This window comes from Paraprevotella sp. (assembly GCF_986071375.1).
The window spans coordinates 45,581-68,088 of record NZ_CFQRNQ010000010.1; the positions used below are offsets into that span (position 1 = coordinate 45,581).

Below are 22,508 nucleotides of genomic sequence, written 5' to 3' on the forward strand. Positions count from 1 at the left end.
TACCTTATACAATTTATTACAAAAGAGTTATCTTCAACTTATTCCCCTCCGGCGTGTCCGAACTGTTGCCATACATGATTTCGTACTCGCCGGGAACCACGCGCATCGTGTTCGTGGACGTGTCGAAGAACTCGAAAGCTTCGGGGGACAGTTCGATGGAAACCCTACGGCTCTCGCCCGCCTTCAGTTCCACACGGCGGAAACCGCGAAGACTCTTCAACGGACCACCCGTGTCGCCCACCTTACGGACGTAAACCTGAACCACCTCGGCACCGTCACGCTTGCCCGTGTTCTTCACCTGAGCCGTGAACTTCACGCCCTCGCCCGCTTCCACGGAAGACTTGCTCAAACGGCCTTTGGAGATGGCGAACGTGGTATAACTCAAACCATAGCCGAAGGGGAAGAGAGGTTTCTCCGTCATGTAACGGTAAGTGCGACCCTTCATGCTGTAATCTTCAAAGTCGGGAAGCTGCTCCGTGTTCTTGTAGAACGTCACGGGCAACTTGCCACTGGGATTGAAATCACCGAACAGCACGTCGGCCACGGCCAAACCTCCGGCCTGACCCGGATACCAGGCCTGCAAGATAGCATCACACGATTCCAATTCTGGTACCAAGGCCACGGCTGAACCCGAACAGTTGACGAACACCACTTTCTTGCCTGCCGCCTTCAACGCCTTCAGGATGTCGCGCTGCACCTGGGGCAGCTCGATCGAAGTGCGGTCGCCTCCGGCAAAACCCGGGCAATATACAAAATACTTGTCTTCCCCTTCCAAATTGGGAGATATACCACCAACAAAGATAATCGTTTCAGCATCCTTTACACGTTCGACCACTTCGGTTGGAGGAATCTGCCGGTGCACTCCGATGTCAAACTTCAGCAATGCCTCGGCACCGGCCTGCATGTATTCAATTTTAATTTCATAATCCTTTCCGGCAACAGCCTCTAATGTATATTCCCGTTTTGCACTGGAGTGTTCCCCCCAATAATCAATAACTTTCTCACCGTTCACATACACGCGGTAGCCGTCATCTCCTTCTATGGCCAACGTATACTTGTCCGAAACTTCCGGACGGAAAGTACCCTCATATACCGCCGTGAAGTTTTCCAATCCCACTCCAGACGTAAACACCGTATGGCCCCCATTGCTCAAACTGATAGGAGACGGCAACTCTTGGGTGGCCGCAACCTCCCCCCGCATCTCCATATTATTCCAATACTTTGCTTTCATGCCGGGCCGACCGTCATGGGATACCTTATTATAATAGGAATCAAACACATGGTTGTCCAACAGCTCGCAACCTTTCTCGTACGGCACATTGCCAACCTCCATACGGATACCCTCCAGAATGGTATAGGTATGTGCCGGCACTCCCTTGTAATTTCCCCATTGCATGACGGAATCCACGGCATTCGGCCCCATCACGGCAATCTTTCCGACGTCGCCCTTGTCTAACGGCAGGATACCGTTGTTATGCAACAGCACCATGGACTTGCGCGTAACGTCCAACGCCATTTGGCGGTGCATATCACAATCCACTGTATCGATGCTGATACGGCTCCAAGGTACAAGCGCATCGTCGTCCATCTCGCCCAAAGCAAAACGGGCTTCCAACAGGCGGCGAAGGCTGGTGTCGATGCGATGTTCCGTAATCAACCCTCTTTCTACCGCCTCGTCCAAATGGGCATATTCCACGCCACATTCCAAATCCGTCCCGTTGATAACGGCTGAAGCACTGGAGGTAGCTGCATCAGGATGGGTTTCATGGCGCCCCTGATAGAAAAAATCGCTGATGGCACCACAGTCGCTTACCACCAAATGCTTATACCCCCACTCATCCCGCAATATCTGTGTGAGCAACCTATTGCTTCCACAACAAGGTTCTCCCTCAAAACGCTGATAGGCACACATGACTTCTTTCACGTCCGCCTCTTGCACCAACGCCTTGAAAGCCGGAAGATACGTTTCCCATAAGTCACGTGGCTCCAGATTTTCCACATCGAAAGAATGGCGCTTGGCCTCGGGACCGCTGTGCACAGCATAATGCTTGGCACAAGCGTGTGTCTTGTCATACTTGGCATCAGCCGGCCCTTGCATGCCCTGGACTACCGCCACGCCCATACGGGTGGTCAAGTAGGGGTCCTCCCCCCAAGTTTCCTGTCCTCGTCCCCAACGCGGGTCGCGGAAAATGTTCACGTTGGGATTCCAAAACGTCAATCCTTCGTTGCCCCGTCCGTAACGGCCATGGCGACGGGCATCATGGAATTTGGCACGCCCCTCATCACTCACCGTCACATAAATATCTTCTATCAGCTTGTCGTCGAACACGGAAGCCATCCCCATCGTAATGGGATAAACCGTAGCCAAACCGTTACGGGCCACCCCGTGCAACGCCTCGCTCCACCAATTATAAGGCTTGATGCCCAAACGCTCCACGCCGGGAGACTGGTTTTGCATCAACGAGATTTTCTCTTTCAACGTCAACCGCTTCAACAAATCGTCCGCACGTTCCTGCGGCGACAAATCAGGATTTTTGTAAGGTTCGTCCTGCGCCGGAGAGGACGTAGCCGCCATGACTCCCACACAGAAAGCAAAAACAAATTTTCTCATGCTTATATCGTTTACTATTCAACACATCAAATACATTGTGTACTCTATATCCTCTCTCTGCTCAAAGTCCTACTGTTTCCCGGAATTTGATATCTTCGGAAGAAGCTCCCACCATAAAGGTATATTCTCCCTTAGGAGTGACAAACTTGCGCTCCTGCTCATCCCAATAACGCAAATCCTTCTTCGGTACACCGACCGTCACTTTGGACGTTTTGCCTTTCTTTATATGTACCCGCTTAAAACCATGCAACTGCTTAAGCGGCATGTATGTGCCGGTTTCCGGATACTTCACATATACTTGTGCCACCTCATCGCCATCATACTTCCCGGTATTGGAAACTTCAAAGCTGACTTTCACCGTGTCTCGCGCCACACTCACTCCCTTGCTCTTGTAACGGAACTTGGTATAACTCAAACCGTAACCGAACTCATACAAAGGTTGGCCTTCAAAATACTGGTAGGTACGTCCCTTCACGGAATAATTGTCAAAAGCCGGAATCTCATCCAAAGAATTATAATAGGTGAGAGGCAAACGGCCGCCCGGGTTATAATCACCGAATAAAACCTCTGCCACAGCATTTCCGCCCTGCTCACCGGGGTACCATGCGTTGAGAATGGCCGGGACATTCTCGTCCATCCAGTTTACGGCCAGGGAACTTCCGGCCACCAATACCACCACCGTGTTCGGATTGACCTTATAAAGTTCCTTGATAAACTCCTGTTGGTCTATCGGCAGTTCCAAAGTGAAACGGTCCTGTCCCTCTCGTTCTATGGACTTATTGATGCCCAACACAGCCACCGTCACATCGCACTCTGCCGCTACCTTACCGGCATCGCCATAACGAGCCAATACGTTTTTTTGCGAACCGGCCGAAGGAGCTTTCCAATACAATCCGGCAAAACAGTCCCCGCCATTGTCAAAGTACTCCACGCGCAAATCGTATGTTTTTCCGGCCTCCAACTTTATCATGGCTTCATCCATCTGCACGCTATGCTCGGTCCAAGCGTCTATCACCTTCTTGCCGTCTACATACACCCGGCAACCGTCGTCCGACTTCATCCCCAACGTGTACACTCCTGACACGATAGGTTTCAACTGTCCCGTCCACCGGATAGACATAGGTGCTTCAGGTTGGAAACGGTCGGGCTTGTGCACCGGGTCATAAAGCAACTCTTCTTCCATCCGGACAGAAGCCTCACCGGACAAGCTATTGTTCCGGTAATATTCCACTTTCAAGCCCTCGGGGAAATAGGTTTTCGTCACCGGTTCAAAATCTTCGCTGGCGGAAACCCAAGGAGCATAAGCGACCTTGAAACCGTATTCTTCCGCATACTGCTTGATTCCGTCGAGAATCGTCACCGGCTCATTCTTCGGCGTACCGCTGTAATCCCCGAACTCGCAATGCCCCGCACTGATGCCTACAACAGCTATGGATTTTACCTTTTTGGGATTCAACGGTAAAAAGTTATCTTTGTTTTTCAGCAACACCATACTTTGACGTGCTGCCTCCAAAGCCAAATCCTGATGGGCCTTGCAGCCTACCACGGACGGTTCTATCTGGTTATATGGGTTCTGTGACGGGTCGTCAAACAATCCCAACATCATACGTCCCCGGAGAATCCGGTAAGCAGCGGAATCTATGTCCGCTTCGCTCACCATATATTGCCGGTAAGCCTTCAACAGCCCTTCTCCATACACCTGATTACCGCATTCCAGATCCAACCCGGCTTTAACGGCCAATGTTGCGGCCGCCTCACGGGTCTTCACATAATGGTGCTTGGTAATCATCCATTCAGGTGCACTACAATCCGAAACAATATAACCATTAAATCCCCAATCTCCACGCAACACATTCTTTATCAAATAGGTATTCACCGTACAAGGTACATCGTTCACGGCATTGTAGGCCATCATGATAGATTGCGCCTTTCCCTCCGTAATACAACGTTCAAAAGAAGGCAAGTAATACTCTCTCAAATCACGCTCCGACACCTTGGCATTGCAACTCGAACGGTTGTGCTCTTCATTGTTCACCGCAAAATGCTTCGGGGTGGAAACCGTCTTCAGATACCGGGGATGATTGCCTTGCAAACCTTTCACGAAAGCCACTCCGAGCACCCCGCTCAAGTAGGGATCTTCTCCGTACGTCTCCGGCGTACGCCCCCAACGGGGGTCACGGGCCATATTGACCGTGGGCGACCAGAAAGTCAGCAAATCACTTGCTCCGGCTATCTGCTTTTTCCCGTATTCCAATTCTTTCCATCGTCCGCGCGCCTCGTCCGAAATGGCAGAAGATATGCGATACAATAACTCCGGATTCCACATGGCAGCCATACCTATGGCCTGCGGAAACACCGTGAAATCCCCAGGCCGCACGACTCCATGCAAAGCTTCATTGCCATGATTGTACTTATCTATCCCCAAACGCCCGATAGCCGGGGCATCATTGACCAACAAGGAAATCTTTTCTTCCACGGTCAAACGGGACAACAGATCCATGATACGCTCGTGTTGAGGCGCTTTCATATCTCTGAACAACTCAGTTCCTCCGTCTGTTTGCCCTGACAAAGGTAGGGCACACAAGGCCATGGAACAGCCGAATACTTTCAATACATTCATACTTGACAGTTTAATAGATTATTGTGTTAAAGGTTTTAGGTTGTAATTTCAAAATCATCATCTTATCGCCACAGGCCAACCGTACATCGCGCTCGGTAGCTTCCCTGTTCATGCAAAACACAAGGGTTTCCCCATCCGGATTCCGGAAGGCCAGCACGTCATTCCCCTTTTCCACTTTGAGCTTATGGGCACCCGGTTTCAAGAAATGGCTCAAATGTTTCAGCAAATAGAACTCCGGTGTATAGACAGCCTCCTTTGTAGAAGAAAGGACACGCACCAATGCGTTCTGTTTCCATCCCCACGAACTGGCTCCCTCATCCTGAAGCACCATATTAAAATACATATACGTATTCACGCCTCCGTCAAGATAAGTTTTAATCAAATCAAAGGTATGTTCGGCAGCCGCCCAATCGAAAGTACCGCTTCCACACTCGTTTTCCGTCTGCATCAACTGCATTTCAGGATATTTGTCATGTATCTCGCCCACAATGTCCTTGCCTTCCCACTGCAAACCGATGCCACGTACATAACGTGCCGCTGCCGTATCCTGCATCACGCGATCTAAATCAGCCATACGGTTGCAGTTGAACGTACCGAAATACAGTTCCACTTCCGGATGTTCTTGTGCAAAGAGCGGACCGAGATACCGGCCGATAAAGTTGGCCATTGAAGCGGGTGTCCAACTGCAATTCGGCCATTGGTTCTTGGTGTAAGGTTCGTTTTGGAACTGTAACAAAGAAATGTTTACTCCCTCCTTCCGATAGGCTTCCACAAACTTGGATTGATAAAGCGCGTATGCCTTCAGATACTCCGGCTGCTGAATGAGATGGTCGCCTTCCACCTCGTTCTCTTTCGTGAAATCATTATGGTCTCCCGGTGCCGTAGCATAATGCCGGGTGGCTTTCATCCACACCGGCGGCGTCCAAGGCGAAGTCCATAACCTAAGCTCCGGATTCTGCTTTAACGCGGCCTTCACGTATGGAATCATCGCCTGCTTGTCACGCTCTATGGTGAAATGCCGCATTTCAAAGTCTCCGGCCGTATCATTGCATGTATAATAATCACGGGCAAAATCGTTAGCCCCCATAGGAATACGCCCGTATGCAAAATGTATCCCTTCCGGAGCAAACAAAGCCTGCATGACCTCCTCCCGTTTTCCATCCGGCAACAACGCAAGGGCATCCCATCCAATCTCTCCGAAAGACCCGCCGAATCCGTCGAACGATTGTTCCCGTTCATCGGAAACCACAATGTCCGGCACCGCCCCATCCGCCGATTGCACTTCCACCACCGCTTGTTTCCAAAATTCCGTTTCAGACGTGGTATACACCTTTACCTCTTGTGTGCAAGCCAAAAGCCCGTAACTTGCCCACAGACAAATCCCTAATCGATAATTCTTTTTCATTTCACTATTTCAGTTAACATTTACTCATTGTTTTTCATCTCCAAAGAAGGAGGTACGTCTTCCGCCCCACTCCCCCATTCCATGTTGCATCGGTTTCCCATGACAAACTCAAGTTTACCTCCATTGACGATGTCTTCATGGCTAAACCAAGGTTTTGTCCAAACCTTCCCGTTCAACTTAGCCGACTGGATGTATTTGTTCTCTTCCGAACAGTTCCGGGCTATGATTTCCAGTGTCTTCCCATTGCTCAATTTCAGTTCTATGGAAGAGAAGAAAGGACTTCCGATATGATAAACCGGCAATCCGGGTGTTACCGGATAGAATCCCATCATGGAAAATACCACAAACGCTGAAAGACCTCCGCCGTCCTCATCGCCGGGCATCCCCATCAGGTCGTTGCGGAACCACTGATGTACCAACGAACGTATGCGATGCTGTGCCTTCCACGGAGCCCCGGCATAATTATATAAATAAGGTATATGCAAAGAAGGCTCGTTACCCATGGAATACTGCCCCACGTTACCCGTATGGTCGGGAAGCTGGGCATAAAACTCATACTTCGGCCGTCCTAACCACTCGTTGAAGGTGGCATCGAGATTCCGGACGAACGCCTCTTTTCCTCCCATCAGCTTCACCAAATCGCCTGCATTGTGCTGCACGTCCCAACGATATACCCAGGCATTGTTCTCGCCATAGTAATCCCGCGCCCCCATCCCTCCGGAGAAACGGTAGTCGAACGGTTCTATAAATTTGCCTTCTTTATCTTTGGGATGGAAAAATGAAGTTTGCGGATTAAACAGGTTACGGTAATTGTAAGAACAATCCAGATAATGTTTCGCCTCATGCTCCAAACCCAACGCGGCAGCCATGCGGGACAGGCACCATTGGTCGTAAGAGGTACCCAAGGTAACAGCCACCGCCTGCCGCTTTTCCCAAGAGTTTACTTCCGGCACGGTTTCCTTCTCGCCGGGACAGAGAGCCGGAATATATCCTTTCTCCATGTAGAAACTGTCCAACCACCCGGGAGCAGCGGAAGACCACGGTGCCAACGTTTTCTTCTCCAAGCTGTTTTTAGCATACGCGTACGCTTCCCGCAAATCGAAATCCCGGATACCCTTACACCATGCATCGGCCATGACCGACACACCGTGGTTACAATTCATTCGGCGCGAATCTCCCGTGATTTCCGGGAAATTCGGAAGGCAGTGCCGCCCGTCCGTCTCCGCCATCCTCAAAAAAGAACGAATCATATCCGTATGCTTAGGAGCATCAAGCAAAATACGCAGAGGATGTGCCGCACGGTAACTGTCCCAAACCCAGTCATCCGTATAATATGCGTGCCCGCCATCATCATGTACCTTGTTGTCATAGACGCTGAAATAACGTCCGTCCTCGCTTACGCAGACCGGACGCTCCAAACAACGGTACAAAGACGTGTAAAACACATGACGGTCGTTCTCCGTACCTCCAGAAATCCGAATCTTTCCCAGCTCTTCATTCCATATACGACGGCCTTCTTCAGCCACCGTCTCCAACTCAAATCCCGGTATTTCTCTCTTCAGGTTCTTCTTGGCCTGCTCCACACTGATATACGATACGCCATAACGGACGTTCAAAGAAGACAAAGCAGGACTCCAGGACAGTGCCACACAAATGTCGTCTCCTTCCGCCTTCCGTTTTTCCCTGTTCCATTTTCCGTCACGGAACACACCGCTTTGCTCCGGCGTCACGTCCGTCTCCATATAAATGTACACTTTCAGGTTATTCCATATATTCTGATAACCGTAGACCGTGTTCCCATCGACTGTCAGTTCTCCATTTCCACCGTTCAGCACCAAATAAGGAACCGTATTCTGCCGCCGATAATCAAAATGATAAATGGCCGACTGGCGGGAAGGGGCAAAATCCACGTGCAACTGCTGGTCGCATAAATCCACCTTATAATAATAAGGCTTCACCACTTCATTGTCATAATCATAATCCATCACACGTGCCAAATCCGTCTCGTCGCCTTGAAAGGGAGACAAATTAAAAACAAAGCTTCCCCGATGGCTGATTTGCAACACAGGCAAACCATGTAACTTTCCGGATGTGTAGTCTCCTCTTTGGGGGTAAACCCTCAACATACTGTTAGGCAAATGCACAATGGGATAAGTCGGTACCAACAAATGGCTGATGTTCCCCATATAGGGATTCACATAATCCACCGGTTCGGCTTTCGATGCCGCTACAATTTGTTGCTTCATGGCACACATACCACAAAACAACAACAAGCACAGGATTTTCTTCAAGAATCTGCTTGTCATACATATCTGTTTAAAAAGGTTAGGTGAACAAAAGTAGTCATTTAACCTGCACTTTGATTTATAAAAATCAACCAAAATATAAAAAATACGAAGCAAGGGCAACCAAAACCTACAGATTTCTCAAACTGAAAAGCATTTGGTTGCCTCCTCACAGCACAAACAAGTAACAATGCACCTATTGGCAGGCACATCAAAAGGAAAGCATGACGAGCCACACGGAATACGACCCGAGATACTTTCCCAATGCTGTTAAATTACAATAACTCCACCTTCAACTTGTTTCCCTCCGGCGTGTCCGAACTGTTGCCATACATGATTTCGTACTCGCCGGGAACCACGCGCATCGTGTTCGTGGACGTGTCGAAGAACTCGAAAGCTTCGGGGGACAGTTCGATGGAAACCCTACGGCTCTCGCCCGCCTTCAGTTCCACACGGCGGAAACCGCGAAGACTCTTCAACGGACCACCCGTGTCGCCCACCTTACGGACGTAAACCTGAACCACCTCGGCACCGTCACGCTTGCCCGTGTTCTTCACCTGAGCCGTGAACTTCACGCCCTCGCCCGCTTCCACGGAAGACTTGCTCAAACGGCCTTTGGAGATGGCGAACGTGGTATAACTCAAACCATAGCCGAAGGGGAAGAGAGGTTTCTCCGTCATGTAACGGTAAGTGCGACCCTTCATGCTGTAATCTTCAAAGTCGGGAAGCTGCTCCGTGTTCTTGTAGAACGTCACGGGCAACTTGCCACTGGGATTGAAATCACCGAACAGCACGTCGGCCACGGCCAAACCTCCGGCCTGACCCGGATACCAGGCCTGCAAGATAGCATCACACGATTCCAATTCTGGTACCAAGGCCACGGCTGAACCCGAACAGTTGACGAACACCACTTTCTTGCCTGCCGCCTTCAACGCCTTCAGGATGTCGCGCTGCACCTGAGGCAGCTCGATCGAAGTGCGGTCGCCTCCGGCAAAACCCGGACAGTTGACGTGGTTCTTTTCCTCTCCCTCCAAATCCGGAGATATGCCGCCTACGAAAACGACCGTTCCGGCATCTTTCACACGGGCAACCACTTCGGTGGGAGAAACCTGACGACGAATCCCCACGTCGAACTTCAACAAAGCCTCGCCCGCAGCCTGCATGTACTCGATTTTAATATCATAATCTTTCCCTGCCGTAGCATCCAAGGCGTATTCACGCTTTTCGCGGGCATGCTCGCCCCAGTAATCAATGACCTTCTCGCCGTTCACATACACGCGGTAACCATCGTCTCCTTCAATCACCAAATCATATTTTCCACCCTGCAACGGACGGAAAGTACCTTCGTACACCGCCGTGAAGTTTTGCAGGTTCACTCCTGCCGCAAACACGGTATTTCCCCCGTTGTTCTTATTAACCGGAGTGGCTAATTCCTGCGTGGCAACCGCCTCTCCTTTCATCTCCAGATTATTCCAATACGTGGCCTTCAGTCCCGTCCTCCCGTCGTGCGACAACTGGTGGAAATAAGAATCGAAGACTTCATTACTCAGAAGGTCGCACCCTTTTTCATACCGCACGTCACGGCCAAGCCTTTCACGAATACCGTCCAAGACCGTATAGGTATGCGAAGGCGTACCTTCATAATTTCCCCACTGCATGACGGAATCCACCGCATTCGGCCCCATTACGACGACATCGCCACGCGTCTTGTCCAAAGGAAGCACCCCGTCGTTGTGCAACAAGACCAAAGACTTACGGGCAATGTCCAAAGCCATCTGCTTGTGCGTCTGGCAATCCACCGTATCTATGCCGATGCGACTCCAAGGTACCAACGAGTCGTCATCCATTTCCCCGAGCGCAAAACGGGCTTCCAACAAACGGCAGAGACTGGTGTCGATACGGTGTTCCGTTATCAATCCCCTATCGACTGCCGCTTCCAATTGCATGTAATCCCCCCATCCGCATTCCAAGTCCGTCCCGCTGGTTACTGCGGAAGCACTGGCCGTGGCGGCATCGGGATGCGTCTCGTGCAAACCCGGGTTGAAAAAGTCACCGATGGCACCGCAATCGCTCACCACCACATATTTAAACCCCCATTCGTCGCGCAGGATTTGATGAAGCAGGCGTTTGCTCCCGCAACAGGGTTCTCCCTCGAAACGCTGATAGGCACACATCACTTCTTTCACATCGGCTTCTTGGACCAACACCTTGAAAGCCGGCAAATAAGTCTCCCACAAATCGCGTGGGTCAAGCTGTTCCACATCGAAATAATGACGCTTGGCTTCCGGCCCGCTGTGCACGGCATAATGTTTCGCACAAGCGTGCAGCTTGTCGTACTTGGCATCCGCAGGACCTTGCAAGCCCCTGACCACAGCCACACCCATCCGGGAAGTCAGGTAAGGGTCTTCTCCCCAAGTCTCTTGCCCCCGTCCCCACCGGGGATCGCGGAAGATATTCACATTGGGTGTCCAAAACGTCAATCCTTCGTTCATCTGCCCGTAGCGGCCTTTTTTGTGCGCATCGTGATATTTCGCACGAGCCTCGTCGCTTACCGTCGTGTACACGGCCTCCACGGCCTCATCGTCGAACACGGAAGCCATCCCCATGGTGATGGGATAAACCGTGGCGATTCCGCTACGGGCCACTCCGTGCAACGCCTCGCTCCACCAGTTATAAGGTTTGATGCCCAAACGCTCCACTGCGGGAGAAGAATTAATCATCAAGGAAACCTTCTCTTTCAGCGTCAACCTCTTCAACAAATCCTCAGCACGTTCACGAGGAGACAAATCAGGATTCTTGTAAGGTTCGTTCTGTGCCCAACCTATATCAGCCACGGCCAACCCTAACCACAAAACAAATACGGTATTTTTCATGCTTATTTAAATTATAAATGGTTTTATCTTGCAAAATAAAATAATTCGCCAAAGAACAGACATGGAGAAAAACACTAATCACATGGATGATATTAAGGCCGCCTCATTTCCATGTAAAAAATAAGGTTGGCCTTGCTTCTGCAAAGCCAACCTTATGGTCAAAACGGCATCGAGACACAACTTATTTCAATGTCACGGCCAAAGGCGTTTTCAACTGACGGCCGTACCGCTCCACGTTCTCCTGCCAAACGGCCATATCCGGCATGTCATACTTGCTCCACGCGGAACCGAAATAGTAAGTAAAAGTATCCCCCGGTTCGTAGTTGCTGACTCCTACCACATGCCCCACGGCACCGGCCTCTTCTTTCGCCATCGGTACATATTCGACCGACTTCAAGCCTTCGGGGAACAAGCAAGCTATGTATATCAGCCCGTTCATCGCCTCCGGATGGTCCATCGCATCGGCATACGCCACATAACCGAGTTTTTTATTCATTACATACGCATCCGGTATACTCTTATGCACGGCAATACCGGCAGCCACCTTACGGGCTTCACTCAAATTAGCATAAGTCACTTCACATTTGTTCAGATGCGTACCCTTGTCCAATGTAATGACACGGGTTTCCACTACGTCCTTATCCTGACCGACTTGTACCGGTGCAAACGCCATACGGGCAGAAAAGCGCAACGGCCCCATGTCCAGGATTTCCACCTCCTTATAACATAAAGGATAGACAAAGTCCTTCCCTTCCATCAAAGCGGGCACACCGGCACCCATCGTCGGGCCTACCGTATAAGCATCCATTCCGTAACCGTGGTCGCGATGGTAAGTCAACGTACGATGCAAGGCGGCACACTCGCCTCCACGTCCGGCCTTGCGCAACTTGTCCTGCAGGCCGTACGAAGTCAACTCGCTATGGTAGAAAGTTTCGAGCATCGGACAAGGCACGTTCTTATTAAACACATCGAAACCATAAATGCGTTGTCCGCTTTTCTGGATGGCCGGACCGTATGTCCGCCAACCGTTCCGGTCGTTTTCCCAAGCCAAATCGTCTTCACGCGAAGCATACACACGCCCCCACGACGTGAAACGGTAGTCGGCCGGCTGTCCTTTCACAATCGTCAGTTCCGTGGAAGAAGCGGGACGCACGGAAGCCTGCAACAAGAGCTTGCCGTCATGGGTCAACTGATAAGGCACTTCCGTCCGGTCTCCGTCATACACCACGAACTGACGTCCGCCACCGATACCGAGTTTCTCAAATATCGTCTTGGCCTCCAGTTCCACCACATCATTACGGTTGTCTTTCGTCGTATTCTTTACCTCTACTTTTATAGAAGGAGAGTCCTTATCCTCCACGCTACCGTCCAGATAACGTACACGCTCACAAGCCGCCAACAGCCATGCACCGGTTCCGAAAGGAGCCTGCGACTTGGCATCCACCTTACGGGTCGGGTCGGGCTTCTCGCCAATGGGCTGCACATAACCGATGCTGCCATCCGGTTGGAGTGCCGTAGAAACCAGATAATTCCAGGCTTTTTCAATCACCGGAGCATACTCCGTCTTGTCCAGCAAACCATGGTTTACGCCCCACATCAGGCCGTAGGCAAAGAATGCCGTACCACTCGTCTCCGGTCCCGGAGCATCCTCTTCGCACAACATGCTGCGGCTCCAGTATCCTTCCGGCCTCTGGCAGCGTGCCACACCTTGTGCCAACTCCCTGAACCGCTTCAGGAAGAAAGCGCGGTGCTCATAGTCCTCCGGCATGTCGCCCAACACCTTGGCCAGACCGGCCAACACCCATCCGTCGCCACGCGCCCAGAAACTCTTTCCGCCACTGGCTGTCTTCACTTTGGGATAAATATACTTCGCGTCGCGGTAATACAACTGGGCCTCCGCATCATACATCAGGCTGTCGCTCCACAAGTAATTCTCATACATGCGGTCCAGGAACATGCGGTCGCCCGTCAACTTGTACATCTTCGTCATCAACGGCATCACCATGTAGAGTGCATCTGCCCACCACCAGAACTTGTTCTCATCCAAATGACAGGCGTACGTCATAACCTCCTTCGCACGGGCTACCTTATAATCGGCCGGGTTCAGGTTATACATGTCAATGTAGGTCTGGAAACAAATCTGCCAGTCGCCGAAGAGCACGAAATCCTGGCCCTCCCCGTAAGTCTTGTACTTCCAGTTCCGCTTGTCATCGCTGTTTGCGCCCCGCCAACGGTTATGTTCGCACCACTGTTGGCTGTAATTGTAATATGCCGCCTTGCCTGTCAGGCGGTAGGCTTCCATGTTTCCGGTGTAATAAGCGGCATTGTCCCAGAACGCACGCACCTTGGGCGAATTGTTCGCCTGCCAATAATCGTTTACTTTCTCTATCAGCTGCAAGACTTCAGCCGACCCCGCGCCGCCCTGTGCCGCCACCGGGAGAAGCACTCCCACGCACCACAAGACCATCCACACGCGCAAAAACTTGAAATCAAAGTGTTTCATGTAGAATGATATTAATAATTAATGATTTGGTTCTGCATGCTTCGCATGTTCCGCAAAAGTAAATAAAAAAAACATAACCACGAAGCTTTTTAAGGATTACCTTATTAAAAACGCTATATTTTGTGTCCGCAAACAAAAACCGCGCACGGGCGTTTCCCGCAGGTTTACCTACCGTCTGCAAACTTTCCTTGCCACGTGTTCCGCTCCCTCATCCTACGTTTCAGCCGTTCTGTAAACTCATAATTTTTCAGTCCCCAGTCGGGAGCTATCAAAAGTTCCTTGGGGGATTGCGAAACAAAACGCTCCAACACCAAATCGCCCCGCAAACGTTCGATGTAGTCGATGACCAGATCTATGTACTCATCCACCGTGTACAGATGGAACCACTCCGGATGCAATCCATACTCATGCGCCATCCGCGTCCCTTTTATCAATTGGAGTTGATGGATTTTCAAAGTTGTCAAAGGTAAACGGGATACCAATGCAGCCTGCCCGACCAGTTCCTCACGCTTTTCGCCGGGCAGCCCGAGGATGATATGCCCGCCGGTACGTATGCCTGCACCCGCCGTGCGCCGGAGGGCCTCTTCCGTCTCGGCAAATGTGTGCCCACGATTGATACGGACAAGCGTACCGTCATCCACGCTCTCTATCCCGTACTCCACCATCAGGAACGTGCGGCTGTTCAGTCCGGCCAGATAGTCCAGCAACGCCTGCGGCATGCAGTCGGGGCGCGTGCCGATGACGATTCCCACCACATCCGGCACAGCCAAAGCTTCTTCATACTTACGGATAACCTCCCCCACTTCCCCATACGTGTTCGTATAGGCTTGGAAATAAGCCAGAAACTTCATCTCCGGATACTTGCGTCCGAAAAAGCGTTTGCCTTCCTCCAACTGCTCCGTAATCGTTTTCTCCGTGCGGCAATAAGCCGGGTTAAACGTCTGGTTGTTGCAGTAAGTGCATCCGCCCCACCCTTTTTCCCCATTACGGTTAGGACAAGTGAAACCGGCATTGATGGAAATCTTCTGTACTTTGAAAGGAAACTCGCGGCGCAGGAAATCCCCGTAGTCCGTATATAAATAAGGTATAGCCATACTTTTTAAACCGTTATTGCCTCGCAAAGATAGAAAAAAAACTTATCTTTGCGACAAAATAGTTATAGGTTAAGATATTATCCATTACATCTGAAATAAAATGAAAAAGATTGCAACCTTTTTGGCCGGCTGCCTTTTAGCAGCCATTCCCGTACACTCGAATGCGGCGGGACTTTCATTAAAAGAGTTGTGCGCAGGCGAATATGCCGCCAAACGCATCTATGGCGTGAACCCGCTCAACGACGGGGAGAGCTATTCCCGGCTGAGCGACGACCACAAGCAAATCATCACCTATTCCTTCAAGGACGGACGGCAGAAAGACGTGCTGTTCGACGTGGCTACGGCAAGAGACGTGAAACTGGAAAAGATAGACGGTTACATCATGTCGCCGGATGAAAAGAAAATGCTGATACAAACGGAAACGAAACCCATCTACCGCCATTCCTTCACCGCCGTCTACTACTTGTACGACATTGCCAACCGCACCCTCACCCCCTTGTCGGACAACGGCCCTCAACAGTCGCCCAAGTTCTCGCCGGACGGGAACCTCGTGGGTTTCGTGCGCGACAATAATCTGTTCTTGGTCAAACTGCTGTTCAACAACAGCGAAAGCCAAATCACCAAAGACGGGAATTTCAACGAAGTCATCAACGGCATCCCCGATTGGGTGAACGAAGAGGAGTTCGGCACAAGCCGCTCTTTCGACTTCAATGCCGACAACACGATGATAGCCTGGATCCGCTACGATGAAAGCAAAGTGAATACGTTCTCATTCCCATGGTACAAAGGCAGCCATCCGGCCAAAGAACAATATGCGGAATATCCGGGCCGCTACGAATACAAGTACCCCATGGCCGGTACGACCAACTCTACTGTCAGCGTGCAGACGTTCGACATCAAGGCACGTGTCATCCGCACGATGAAACTTCCCCTTGAAGCCGACAGCTATATCCCGCGCATCCGTTTCACCAACGACCCGGCCAAACTGGCCGTCTTTACGTTGAACCGCCATCAGGACTGCCTGGAAGTGTACATGGCCAACCCGCGTTCCACGGAGTGCAAGAAAATCCTGCGCGACAACGTGGACAAGTACGTCAGTGAAAACGTCTTTAAGAATCTGGCATTCTACCCCAACCGTTTCGTGCTGACCAGCGAGCGTGACGGATACAACCACCTCTATCTCTACGACTTGAACGGCAGCCTGATAAAGAAGGCCGTAGACGGGAAGCTCATCGTCAAGAGCTTCTATGGATACGACACGGCGGACGGCAGCTTCTATTTTTCCGCCAACCCGGCAGACGACCCGATGCACACGGCCGTTTACAGGAGCGACAGCAAGGGCAAGATAGAAAAACTCTCCGCAGAAGAAGGCGACAACAGTGCCATATTCAGCAAAAACATGAAGTATTACATGAACGTCTATTCCAACATCCGTACTCCGTACGTGACCACCCTCTGCAACCGCAACGGCAAGACGCTGAAAGTGCTCGAAGACAACCAAGCATTGGTGGCCAAACTCGACGGACAGGATTTAGGAACGTGCGAGTTTTTCCAATTCACTACGGGAGAAGGCATAAAGCTGAACGGCTACATGGTCAAACCAGCCGACTTCGACGCGAACAAGAAATACCCCGTCGTCATGTTCCAATACAGCGGTCCCGGCTCGCAGCAAGTCCTCGACTCTTGGGGAACCGGCAGCATGGGCGGCACTTTGTATGAACAATACTTGGCCCAACAAGGATTCATCTGTGTCTGCGTGGACGGACGCGGCACGGGCGGACGTGGTGCAGAGTTCGAGAAATGCACCTACCTGAACTTAGGTTATTTAGAAGCGAAAGACCAAGTGGAAACCGCCCTTTATCTGGGCACGTTGCCCTACGTGGACAGTAAACGCATCGGCATCTGGGGTTGGAGCTACGGAGGCTTCAACACGCTGATGAGCATGAGCGAAGGCCGTCCCGTCTTCGCCGCCGGAGTGGCCGTTGCCCCTCCTACCTGTTGGCGTTACTACGACACGGTCTACACGGAACGCTTCATGCGCACCCCGAAGGAAAACGCCGCCGGATACGACCGCGGCCCGATAAGCCAAGCCGGCAAGCTACATGGCAAGCTCCTGATTTGCCACGGTACGGCCGACGACAACGTCCACTTCCGCAACTCCATGGAGTATGCCGAAGCACTGGTGCAAGCCGGCAAGCCGTTCATGATGCTTCCCTATAACAACCGCAACCATAACATCACCGGCGGCAACACCCGCAACCATCTTTATACGAGCATCACGAATTTCTTCATCGAAAACATGAAATAAGGAAACGAAACTGCCCAATGGGCTTTTCATGAAAGAACTTTACACTATATAATTCACATTATCAACATATTACAATCTGCGCCAAACGAAAAATCATTCTCTTGAGAGTAATTTTCCGTTTGGCGCAGATTGATTTTTCATTCTCTAAAGAATGATTTTACGGCTTCTGCAACATAGAATTATCTTCACAAGTTCCAAATATTCTTGTTGCACAAGGCTTCAAACTCCATGTCGGCTTCCACCGCATCATCAACAGGAATTCCCCTTCCCGGAGATTGGGCTATCAAGCCAGACAACTCCACATCGGCAATTTCCACCGAAGGACAAACATACTTCTTTTTCATCTCAGTTCTTTTTTATATACCAATTTACCACTTCTACGGCATCGCTCACGTCCACCTCGCCGTCACGGTTCATATCGGCCTTGTCAAGCGGCACTTCGGGCATCTTGCCCAAATACGCCCCCACAATGGCTACTGCGTCCGTCACATCGGCCAGCTTGTCTCCGTTCACATCGCCTTCCTCCCCGGTATCCACGTCGGGCTGTCCGCCTCCGGCCGGTTCGTCCGGGTTGTCCGGGGCGAATACATAACGCGCTTCCACCGTCACATCCTCCGTAGGCATGGAAAAATTAAACCCTTCCGCATCGCTCAGTTTCCGCCCTTCGCTGTACCATCCCCGGAAAACAAAACCTTGGTTGGCATAAGCTTGGAGATAGACCCACTCGCCTTCTCCCACCTTGCCCCCGCTCTCGCGGTTGAACGAGCAGGCTTCCTTAGGCGTGCAGTCCAACCACAAACGGTGCCGGAGCACCAAAGACGGTTCGGACGGATTAGTGGGGTCATAAGCATACAGGGCCACAAAATGTGCATCTTCTTCGCCTACGGTATAAGCGAATCCCATCTCAGCAGAATAGTCCGCACCGTCTTTCTGCCATCCCACGAAACGGAACGTGGAGGAGGCCGCAGAAGTGTTGACATATACCCCTGCGCCCTTTTCATACTTTCCCCCGCCGGACACGTAACCGGCCTCTGCCGGACGGGCTTCCACCGTCACCCGGTAGAGCGTGTTCGGTTCGGGAGGATTGGACGGATTGAACTCGTCCTGCCCACAGACGGGCAGGATGCCGGCCATGCAAAAGGCCGACACCGTGCACCACGTCCGTAAGAAAACTGCCACCGTCCTCATCGTACCACGACTTTACGGGCTTGTCCGCCCACATTGACCACATAGACTCCGGGACGCACGTCCAGACTGCCGTTGCCGTCGATGATACCCATCAAAATTCCGGAAAGGGCAGTCACCGTCGTACGAAGCCCGGCGGCCCCGCTCACTGCAATCGTGCCGTTTTCCACATCCACCACAGCCTCGCCTGCGGCAAACACCCCGTTCACCCCAGTAGCCGAAGCAGACTTCACCAAAAGGAAGCGGTCGTGGAACGTGCCTGCCTCGGAAGAGAACACGTAATCCCCTTCGGAGAAGTCATGGCTTGCGCCCGTCAACTTGTCTTTCAGCATTACCCCCACGTCAGCACGGGTCAAGCCGATGGTATAATTCCCGGCGGCCTGCACCTCATAGCCCAAGGACACCACACCGTTACCCTCCGGACGTTCGTTGATGGCATATTTCACGCCTTGGCCGTCCAACGAATACAGTTGCGGCACACCTTCCGCCATGAACTTGGCTGCGTCGCAACCCACCTCATACGTTTCGCGCTTCCGGGCATTGAACACCACACGCGTCTTGTCCGTCACCTTCCCGTCGGAAAGGGTAAGGTTCACCAACCGGCGTTCCACGCCTGCCGCACGGCGCATCCGTCGCGGTGCCACATTGGCCCGCCGGGCAGCCTCGGATTGCAACTTCGTCTTACGGTGTGCGGCATGGAACGTGATACCGTCCTCGGCATTGGGCTTCTGCACAAAGAAAGCCTGGTAAGGATAGAGCACGTAGTCGTCATCCTGAGGATTATAAGCCTCATACGACCACCCGTTCCATATCGTGACGGGATAGTCATACCCCAAATCCTGCAAGTCGAAATAAGAAGTATAGGGATTGCCCACGAAATTCCATCCGGCATCCTGTACCTCGTCTGCCCCATGGCTCTGCAAGAGAATGTCGCGGTTCTCGCCATCGAACTTCGCATCCGGGACTTGGAAAGTCAACGTTCCGGATTGGCTACCTTGGAAAATATACCCCACACCGGCGGTCAGCTTGCCTGCCGCCCAGTCTTTCCAACCTCCCCGTCCATGTTGGGCACGTTCCGCCCCATCGTACCACCGCAGGACGTAACTTCCATCATACTTGATGTTCTTCTTGTCGATGGGGTATGGGAAGCAGAAGAAATACCAACGGTTGGCTTCCACCTGTATGTCGATATGCAGGTTCTTGGCATTGATGTTGCAATGCCCGTCCTTGTCGCCTTGCCCGATGACCGAAGCCCCGTTCCCATTGCCGTCGTCCTTAAGGTGCACGTCACCCAAGTCCTGGCTCTCGCTCCCCTCGACCACCAGTCCCGAACCGGGATTGAGGTCGGCATCCGGGCCTTGCACTTCGCCGGTCCCGGAAATGGTGTCACCCTCCAAACGGGGTGTCTCCTCGTCAATCACCAAGTCTTTGTTGAGGTAGAAGTACTCATAGGGTTCGTTGAACGTCACAAGTCTCCCTTGGAACTGCGACCATTGGGTGTTCCAATAATAATTGTCCTGAGCCGTTTCAGGCACATGAAGCGTGGCTTTCAGGAACACACCCGCTGTGAACGTATTTTGATCCAAATCAAAAGGGTCTATTATATAGGTATAGACATCCTTGATGTTGTCACACATCACAAAGGCATCACTCCCCACACTTAACACAGAAGCCGGAAACCGCACTTCGGACAACCCACTGCAATTATTAAAAGCACTACCTTCTATAGATTCCAATCCAACTGGAAACTTAACGGCCTTCAAGCTACCATTCATAGCAAAAGCATTATAAGATATATGCTTTAAAGTTTGCGGAAAAACAATGGTGTCTTGCAACGCACAATTAGAAAAAGCATCATCACCTATCCTTTCAAGTCCTTCGTGAAACTCTACTTCTTTTAAGCTATTGCACCCTGTAAAAGCAGCATAACCTATCTCTTGAACTTTTTCAGGAATATCCATGCCCGTCAATTTACGGCATTCGCTAAAAGCACTCTGCCCAATATAGGTAATACTTTGGGGAAGCTTGCATACCCTCAAGTCTTTCCGATAAAAAGCATAATCAGGCAAGGAATCATTCCAACTGTGATAACCCTGATAATGTTCATACGGATTATACACGACATGCGCATCCGTCAAATCCAACTCGCGGAGAGAAGTCATCTTGTTCCTCATCACCATGAAATCGTAACTGTTAACCGTTCCACTCACTTTCAAACGAACCACATTCCGGGCCGCCTCATTATCCGACACGCCCCCCACGGCTTGCAAAACCGCAGACGACTTTTCTTCCGCCTCTACCGTCACATCCCAATCATGTTGCCGTTCCAAACAAAGGATGTCATTCACCTTATCGCTCCAAGCCGTACGGTAGGCTTCAATACCTTCTTCCGGAACATATAATAAATTGTCTTCATCTCCTAACGGATTCATACCTTCGATTGTAGGAGGAACAATAGAAGCAAACTCAAATCCTACATTACATTGATTAAAAGCACAATCACCTATAAAACGTAGAGTAGATGGTAATTTCACAGAAGTCAAACTAATACAATTTTGAAACGCACAGGATTCAATACTCTTCAAACCTTCGGGCAAAACAACAGATTGCAATGACTTGCAACTTTCAAAAGCACCATAAGCTATATTTTCCAATTTATTCGGAAAAGAGACGGAAATCAATTCTGTACAACTTCCAAAAGCCATCATTCCAATATACTTTAATTCTTGAGGGAGATGCATGTCCTTCAACCTTTTGCATCCAGAAAAGGCAGAACTTTTTATACTATCTAAACCCTGTGGCAATTCTAAGTTTTCAATCCCCGTACAATTACTGAAAGCACAATCATCTATCACTTTCAGGTTCTTGGGAAAGACAACAGAACGCAGTGTTTTGCATCCATAGAACAAAGCCGGTCTTATCCGAGTCATAGTATCAGGAAGTACGACTTCTGTCAACAAATCTCCATTGACATACAAATCCGCATACGGAGCAGTCACATGGTGATTCCTCTCCGTAAAACGATTGGAATTGAACCACGTTGCAATATCCATTACCTCAATACGCCTAATACTGTCGCATGTACATTCTCCCCCATACTCATTTTCATGCGACTCACAAAATACCCCCCAATCAATCGACTTCATCGTGCTTGGGAAAAAAAGTGTTTCCAACCTTCCACACCTTTGAAAAGCACCATCACCAATCTGAGTCATTCCTTCAGGAAAAGATAAGGAAGTCAAACCATCACAGTTTTGAAAAGCGCCATCGCCAATAACCTTCAAACTTGCAGGGAATGATATAGAAGTCAAACCATAACAATCCACAAAAGCAAGCCTTCCGATTACCCTTAATTTTTCTGGTAATTTCACGGACATCACTCCGGAACAGGCATTAAAAGCCCATTCACCAATACTGTCCACCACATAATGCTGACCACCAAACTCCACCGTCTCGGGAATCACCACATCACCCGAATACATGACACTACCTCCACTCACAACCACCGCCTTACCATTGACGATGTCATAATAAATACCATTTTTCTCGAACTCATAGGCTTGCACCTTGGAAAGCCCGAGAAGAACGAACCATAAAAGTAAAAATATCTTTTTCATCTTGTTT

Annotated in this window: 11 protein-coding genes; 1 reads left to right on the forward strand and 10 read right to left on the reverse strand. The window is 50.7% G+C overall.

Translation table 11 applies throughout. The features are described from left to right. Nucleotides 1-16: 16 nt before the first annotated feature. From xyl3A (AC5RDV_RS06925) to mnmL, 7 genes are all read right to left on the reverse strand, one after another. On the reverse strand, nt 17-2,611 hold the full coding sequence (gene xyl3A, locus AC5RDV_RS06925; RefSeq protein ID WP_494222145.1) for a xylan 1,4-beta-xylosidase: 2,595 nt from the start codon (nt 2,609-2,611) through the stop codon (nt 17-19). Nucleotides 2,612-2,672: 61 nt separating this feature from the next. Then, nucleotides 2,673-5,231: a glycoside hydrolase family 3 C-terminal domain-containing protein gene (locus AC5RDV_RS06930; RefSeq protein ID WP_282748112.1), complete on the reverse strand. Its 2,559-nt coding sequence runs from the start codon at nt 5,229-5,231 to the stop codon at nt 2,673-2,675. Nucleotides 5,232-5,241: 10 nt separating this feature from the next. Then, nucleotides 5,242-6,636, reverse strand: a complete 1,395-nt coding sequence (locus AC5RDV_RS06935; protein ID WP_282748113.1) for a glycoside hydrolase family 30 protein — start codon at nt 6,634-6,636, stop codon at nt 5,242-5,244. 20 nt (nt 6,637-6,656) lie between these two features. Further along, nucleotides 6,657-8,942 (reverse strand): GH92 family glycosyl hydrolase, encoded by a 2,286-nt coding sequence (locus AC5RDV_RS06940; RefSeq protein WP_282748114.1) that lies wholly within the window; start codon nt 8,940-8,942, stop codon nt 6,657-6,659. 254 nt (nt 8,943-9,196) lie between these two features. Beyond that, nucleotides 9,197-11,794 (reverse strand): xylan 1,4-beta-xylosidase, encoded by a 2,598-nt coding sequence (gene xyl3A / locus AC5RDV_RS06945; protein ID WP_494222146.1) that lies wholly within the window; start codon nt 11,792-11,794, stop codon nt 9,197-9,199. Nucleotides 11,795-11,975: 181 nt separating this feature from the next. Then, nucleotides 11,976-14,297, reverse strand: coding sequence for a BT3233 family polysaccharide utilization protein (locus tag AC5RDV_RS06950; RefSeq protein ID WP_282748584.1), 2,322 nt, complete (start codon nt 14,295-14,297; stop codon nt 11,976-11,978). 164 nt (nt 14,298-14,461) lie between these two features. Next, a complete protein-coding gene (gene mnmL, locus AC5RDV_RS06955) occupies nt 14,462-15,391 on the reverse strand; it encodes a tRNA modification radical SAM protein MnmL/YtqA (RefSeq protein ID WP_282748585.1) in 930 nt (309 codons plus the stop codon). A gap of 100 nt (nt 15,392-15,491) precedes the next feature. On the opposite strand from mnmL, the gene AC5RDV_RS06960 reads away from it, so the two are divergent. After that, nucleotides 15,492-17,699: a S9 family peptidase gene (locus AC5RDV_RS06960; RefSeq protein ID WP_282748586.1), complete on the forward strand. Its 2,208-nt coding sequence runs from the start codon at nt 15,492-15,494 to the stop codon at nt 17,697-17,699. A gap of 185 nt (nt 17,700-17,884) precedes the next feature. Here the strand turns inward: AC5RDV_RS06960 and AC5RDV_RS06965 are convergent, their stop codons facing one another. Genes AC5RDV_RS06965 through AC5RDV_RS06975 form a run of 3 tightly spaced genes read right to left on the reverse strand, consistent with a single transcriptional unit; the run spans nt 17,885 to nt 22,501 of the window. Then, on the reverse strand, nt 17,885-18,043 hold the full coding sequence (locus tag AC5RDV_RS06965; RefSeq protein WP_172604675.1) for a hypothetical protein: 159 nt from the start codon (nt 18,041-18,043) through the stop codon (nt 17,885-17,887). 1 nt (nt 18,044) lies between these two features. Beyond that, a complete protein-coding gene (locus tag AC5RDV_RS06970; protein ID WP_282748588.1) occupies nt 18,045-18,887 on the reverse strand; it encodes an InlB B-repeat-containing protein in 843 nt (280 codons plus the stop codon). Then, nucleotides 18,884-22,501 carry a leucine-rich repeat domain-containing protein gene (locus AC5RDV_RS06975; RefSeq protein WP_282748589.1) on the reverse strand — a complete coding sequence of 1,206 codons (3,618 nt, stop codon included), beginning with the start codon at nt 22,499-22,501 and terminating at the stop codon, nt 18,884-18,886. The genes AC5RDV_RS06970 and AC5RDV_RS06975 overlap by 4 nt, the downstream gene beginning before the upstream one ends. Nucleotides 22,502-22,508 lie beyond the last annotated feature (7 nt).

Bases quoted from the DNA above. Each gene is read 5' to 3' on its own strand.
- xyl3A (WP_494222145.1), bottom strand. From the start codon at position 2,611: ATGAGAAAATTTGTTTTTGCTTTCTGTGTGGGAGTCATGGCGGCTACG.
- AC5RDV_RS06930 (WP_282748112.1), bottom strand. From the start codon at position 5,231: ATGAATGTATTGAAAGTATTCGGCTGTTCCATGGCCTTGTGTGCCCTA.
- AC5RDV_RS06935 (WP_282748113.1), bottom strand. From the start codon at position 6,636: ATGAAAAAGAATTATCGATTAGGGATTTGTCTGTGGGCAAGTTACGGG.
- AC5RDV_RS06940 (WP_282748114.1), bottom strand. From the start codon at position 8,942: ATGACAAGCAGATTCTTGAAGAAAATCCTGTGCTTGTTGTTGTTTTGT.
- xyl3A (WP_494222146.1), bottom strand. From the start codon at position 11,794: ATGAAAAATACCGTATTTGTTTTGTGGTTAGGGTTGGCCGTGGCTGAT.
- AC5RDV_RS06950 (WP_282748584.1), bottom strand. From the start codon at position 14,297: ATGAAACACTTTGATTTCAAGTTTTTGCGCGTGTGGATGGTCTTGTGG.
- mnmL (WP_282748585.1), bottom strand. From the start codon at position 15,391: ATGGCTATACCTTATTTATATACGGACTACGGGGATTTCCTGCGCCGC.
- AC5RDV_RS06960 (WP_282748586.1), top strand. From the start codon at position 15,492: ATGAAAAAGATTGCAACCTTTTTGGCCGGCTGCCTTTTAGCAGCCATT.
- AC5RDV_RS06965 (WP_172604675.1), bottom strand. From the start codon at position 18,043: ATGAAAAAGAAGTATGTTTGTCCTTCGGTGGAAATTGCCGATGTGGAG.
- AC5RDV_RS06970 (WP_282748588.1), bottom strand. From the start codon at position 18,887: ATGAGGACGGTGGCAGTTTTCTTACGGACGTGGTGCACGGTGTCGGCC.
- AC5RDV_RS06975 (WP_282748589.1), bottom strand. From the start codon at position 22,501: ATGAAAAAGATATTTTTACTTTTATGGTTCGTTCTTCTCGGGCTTTCC.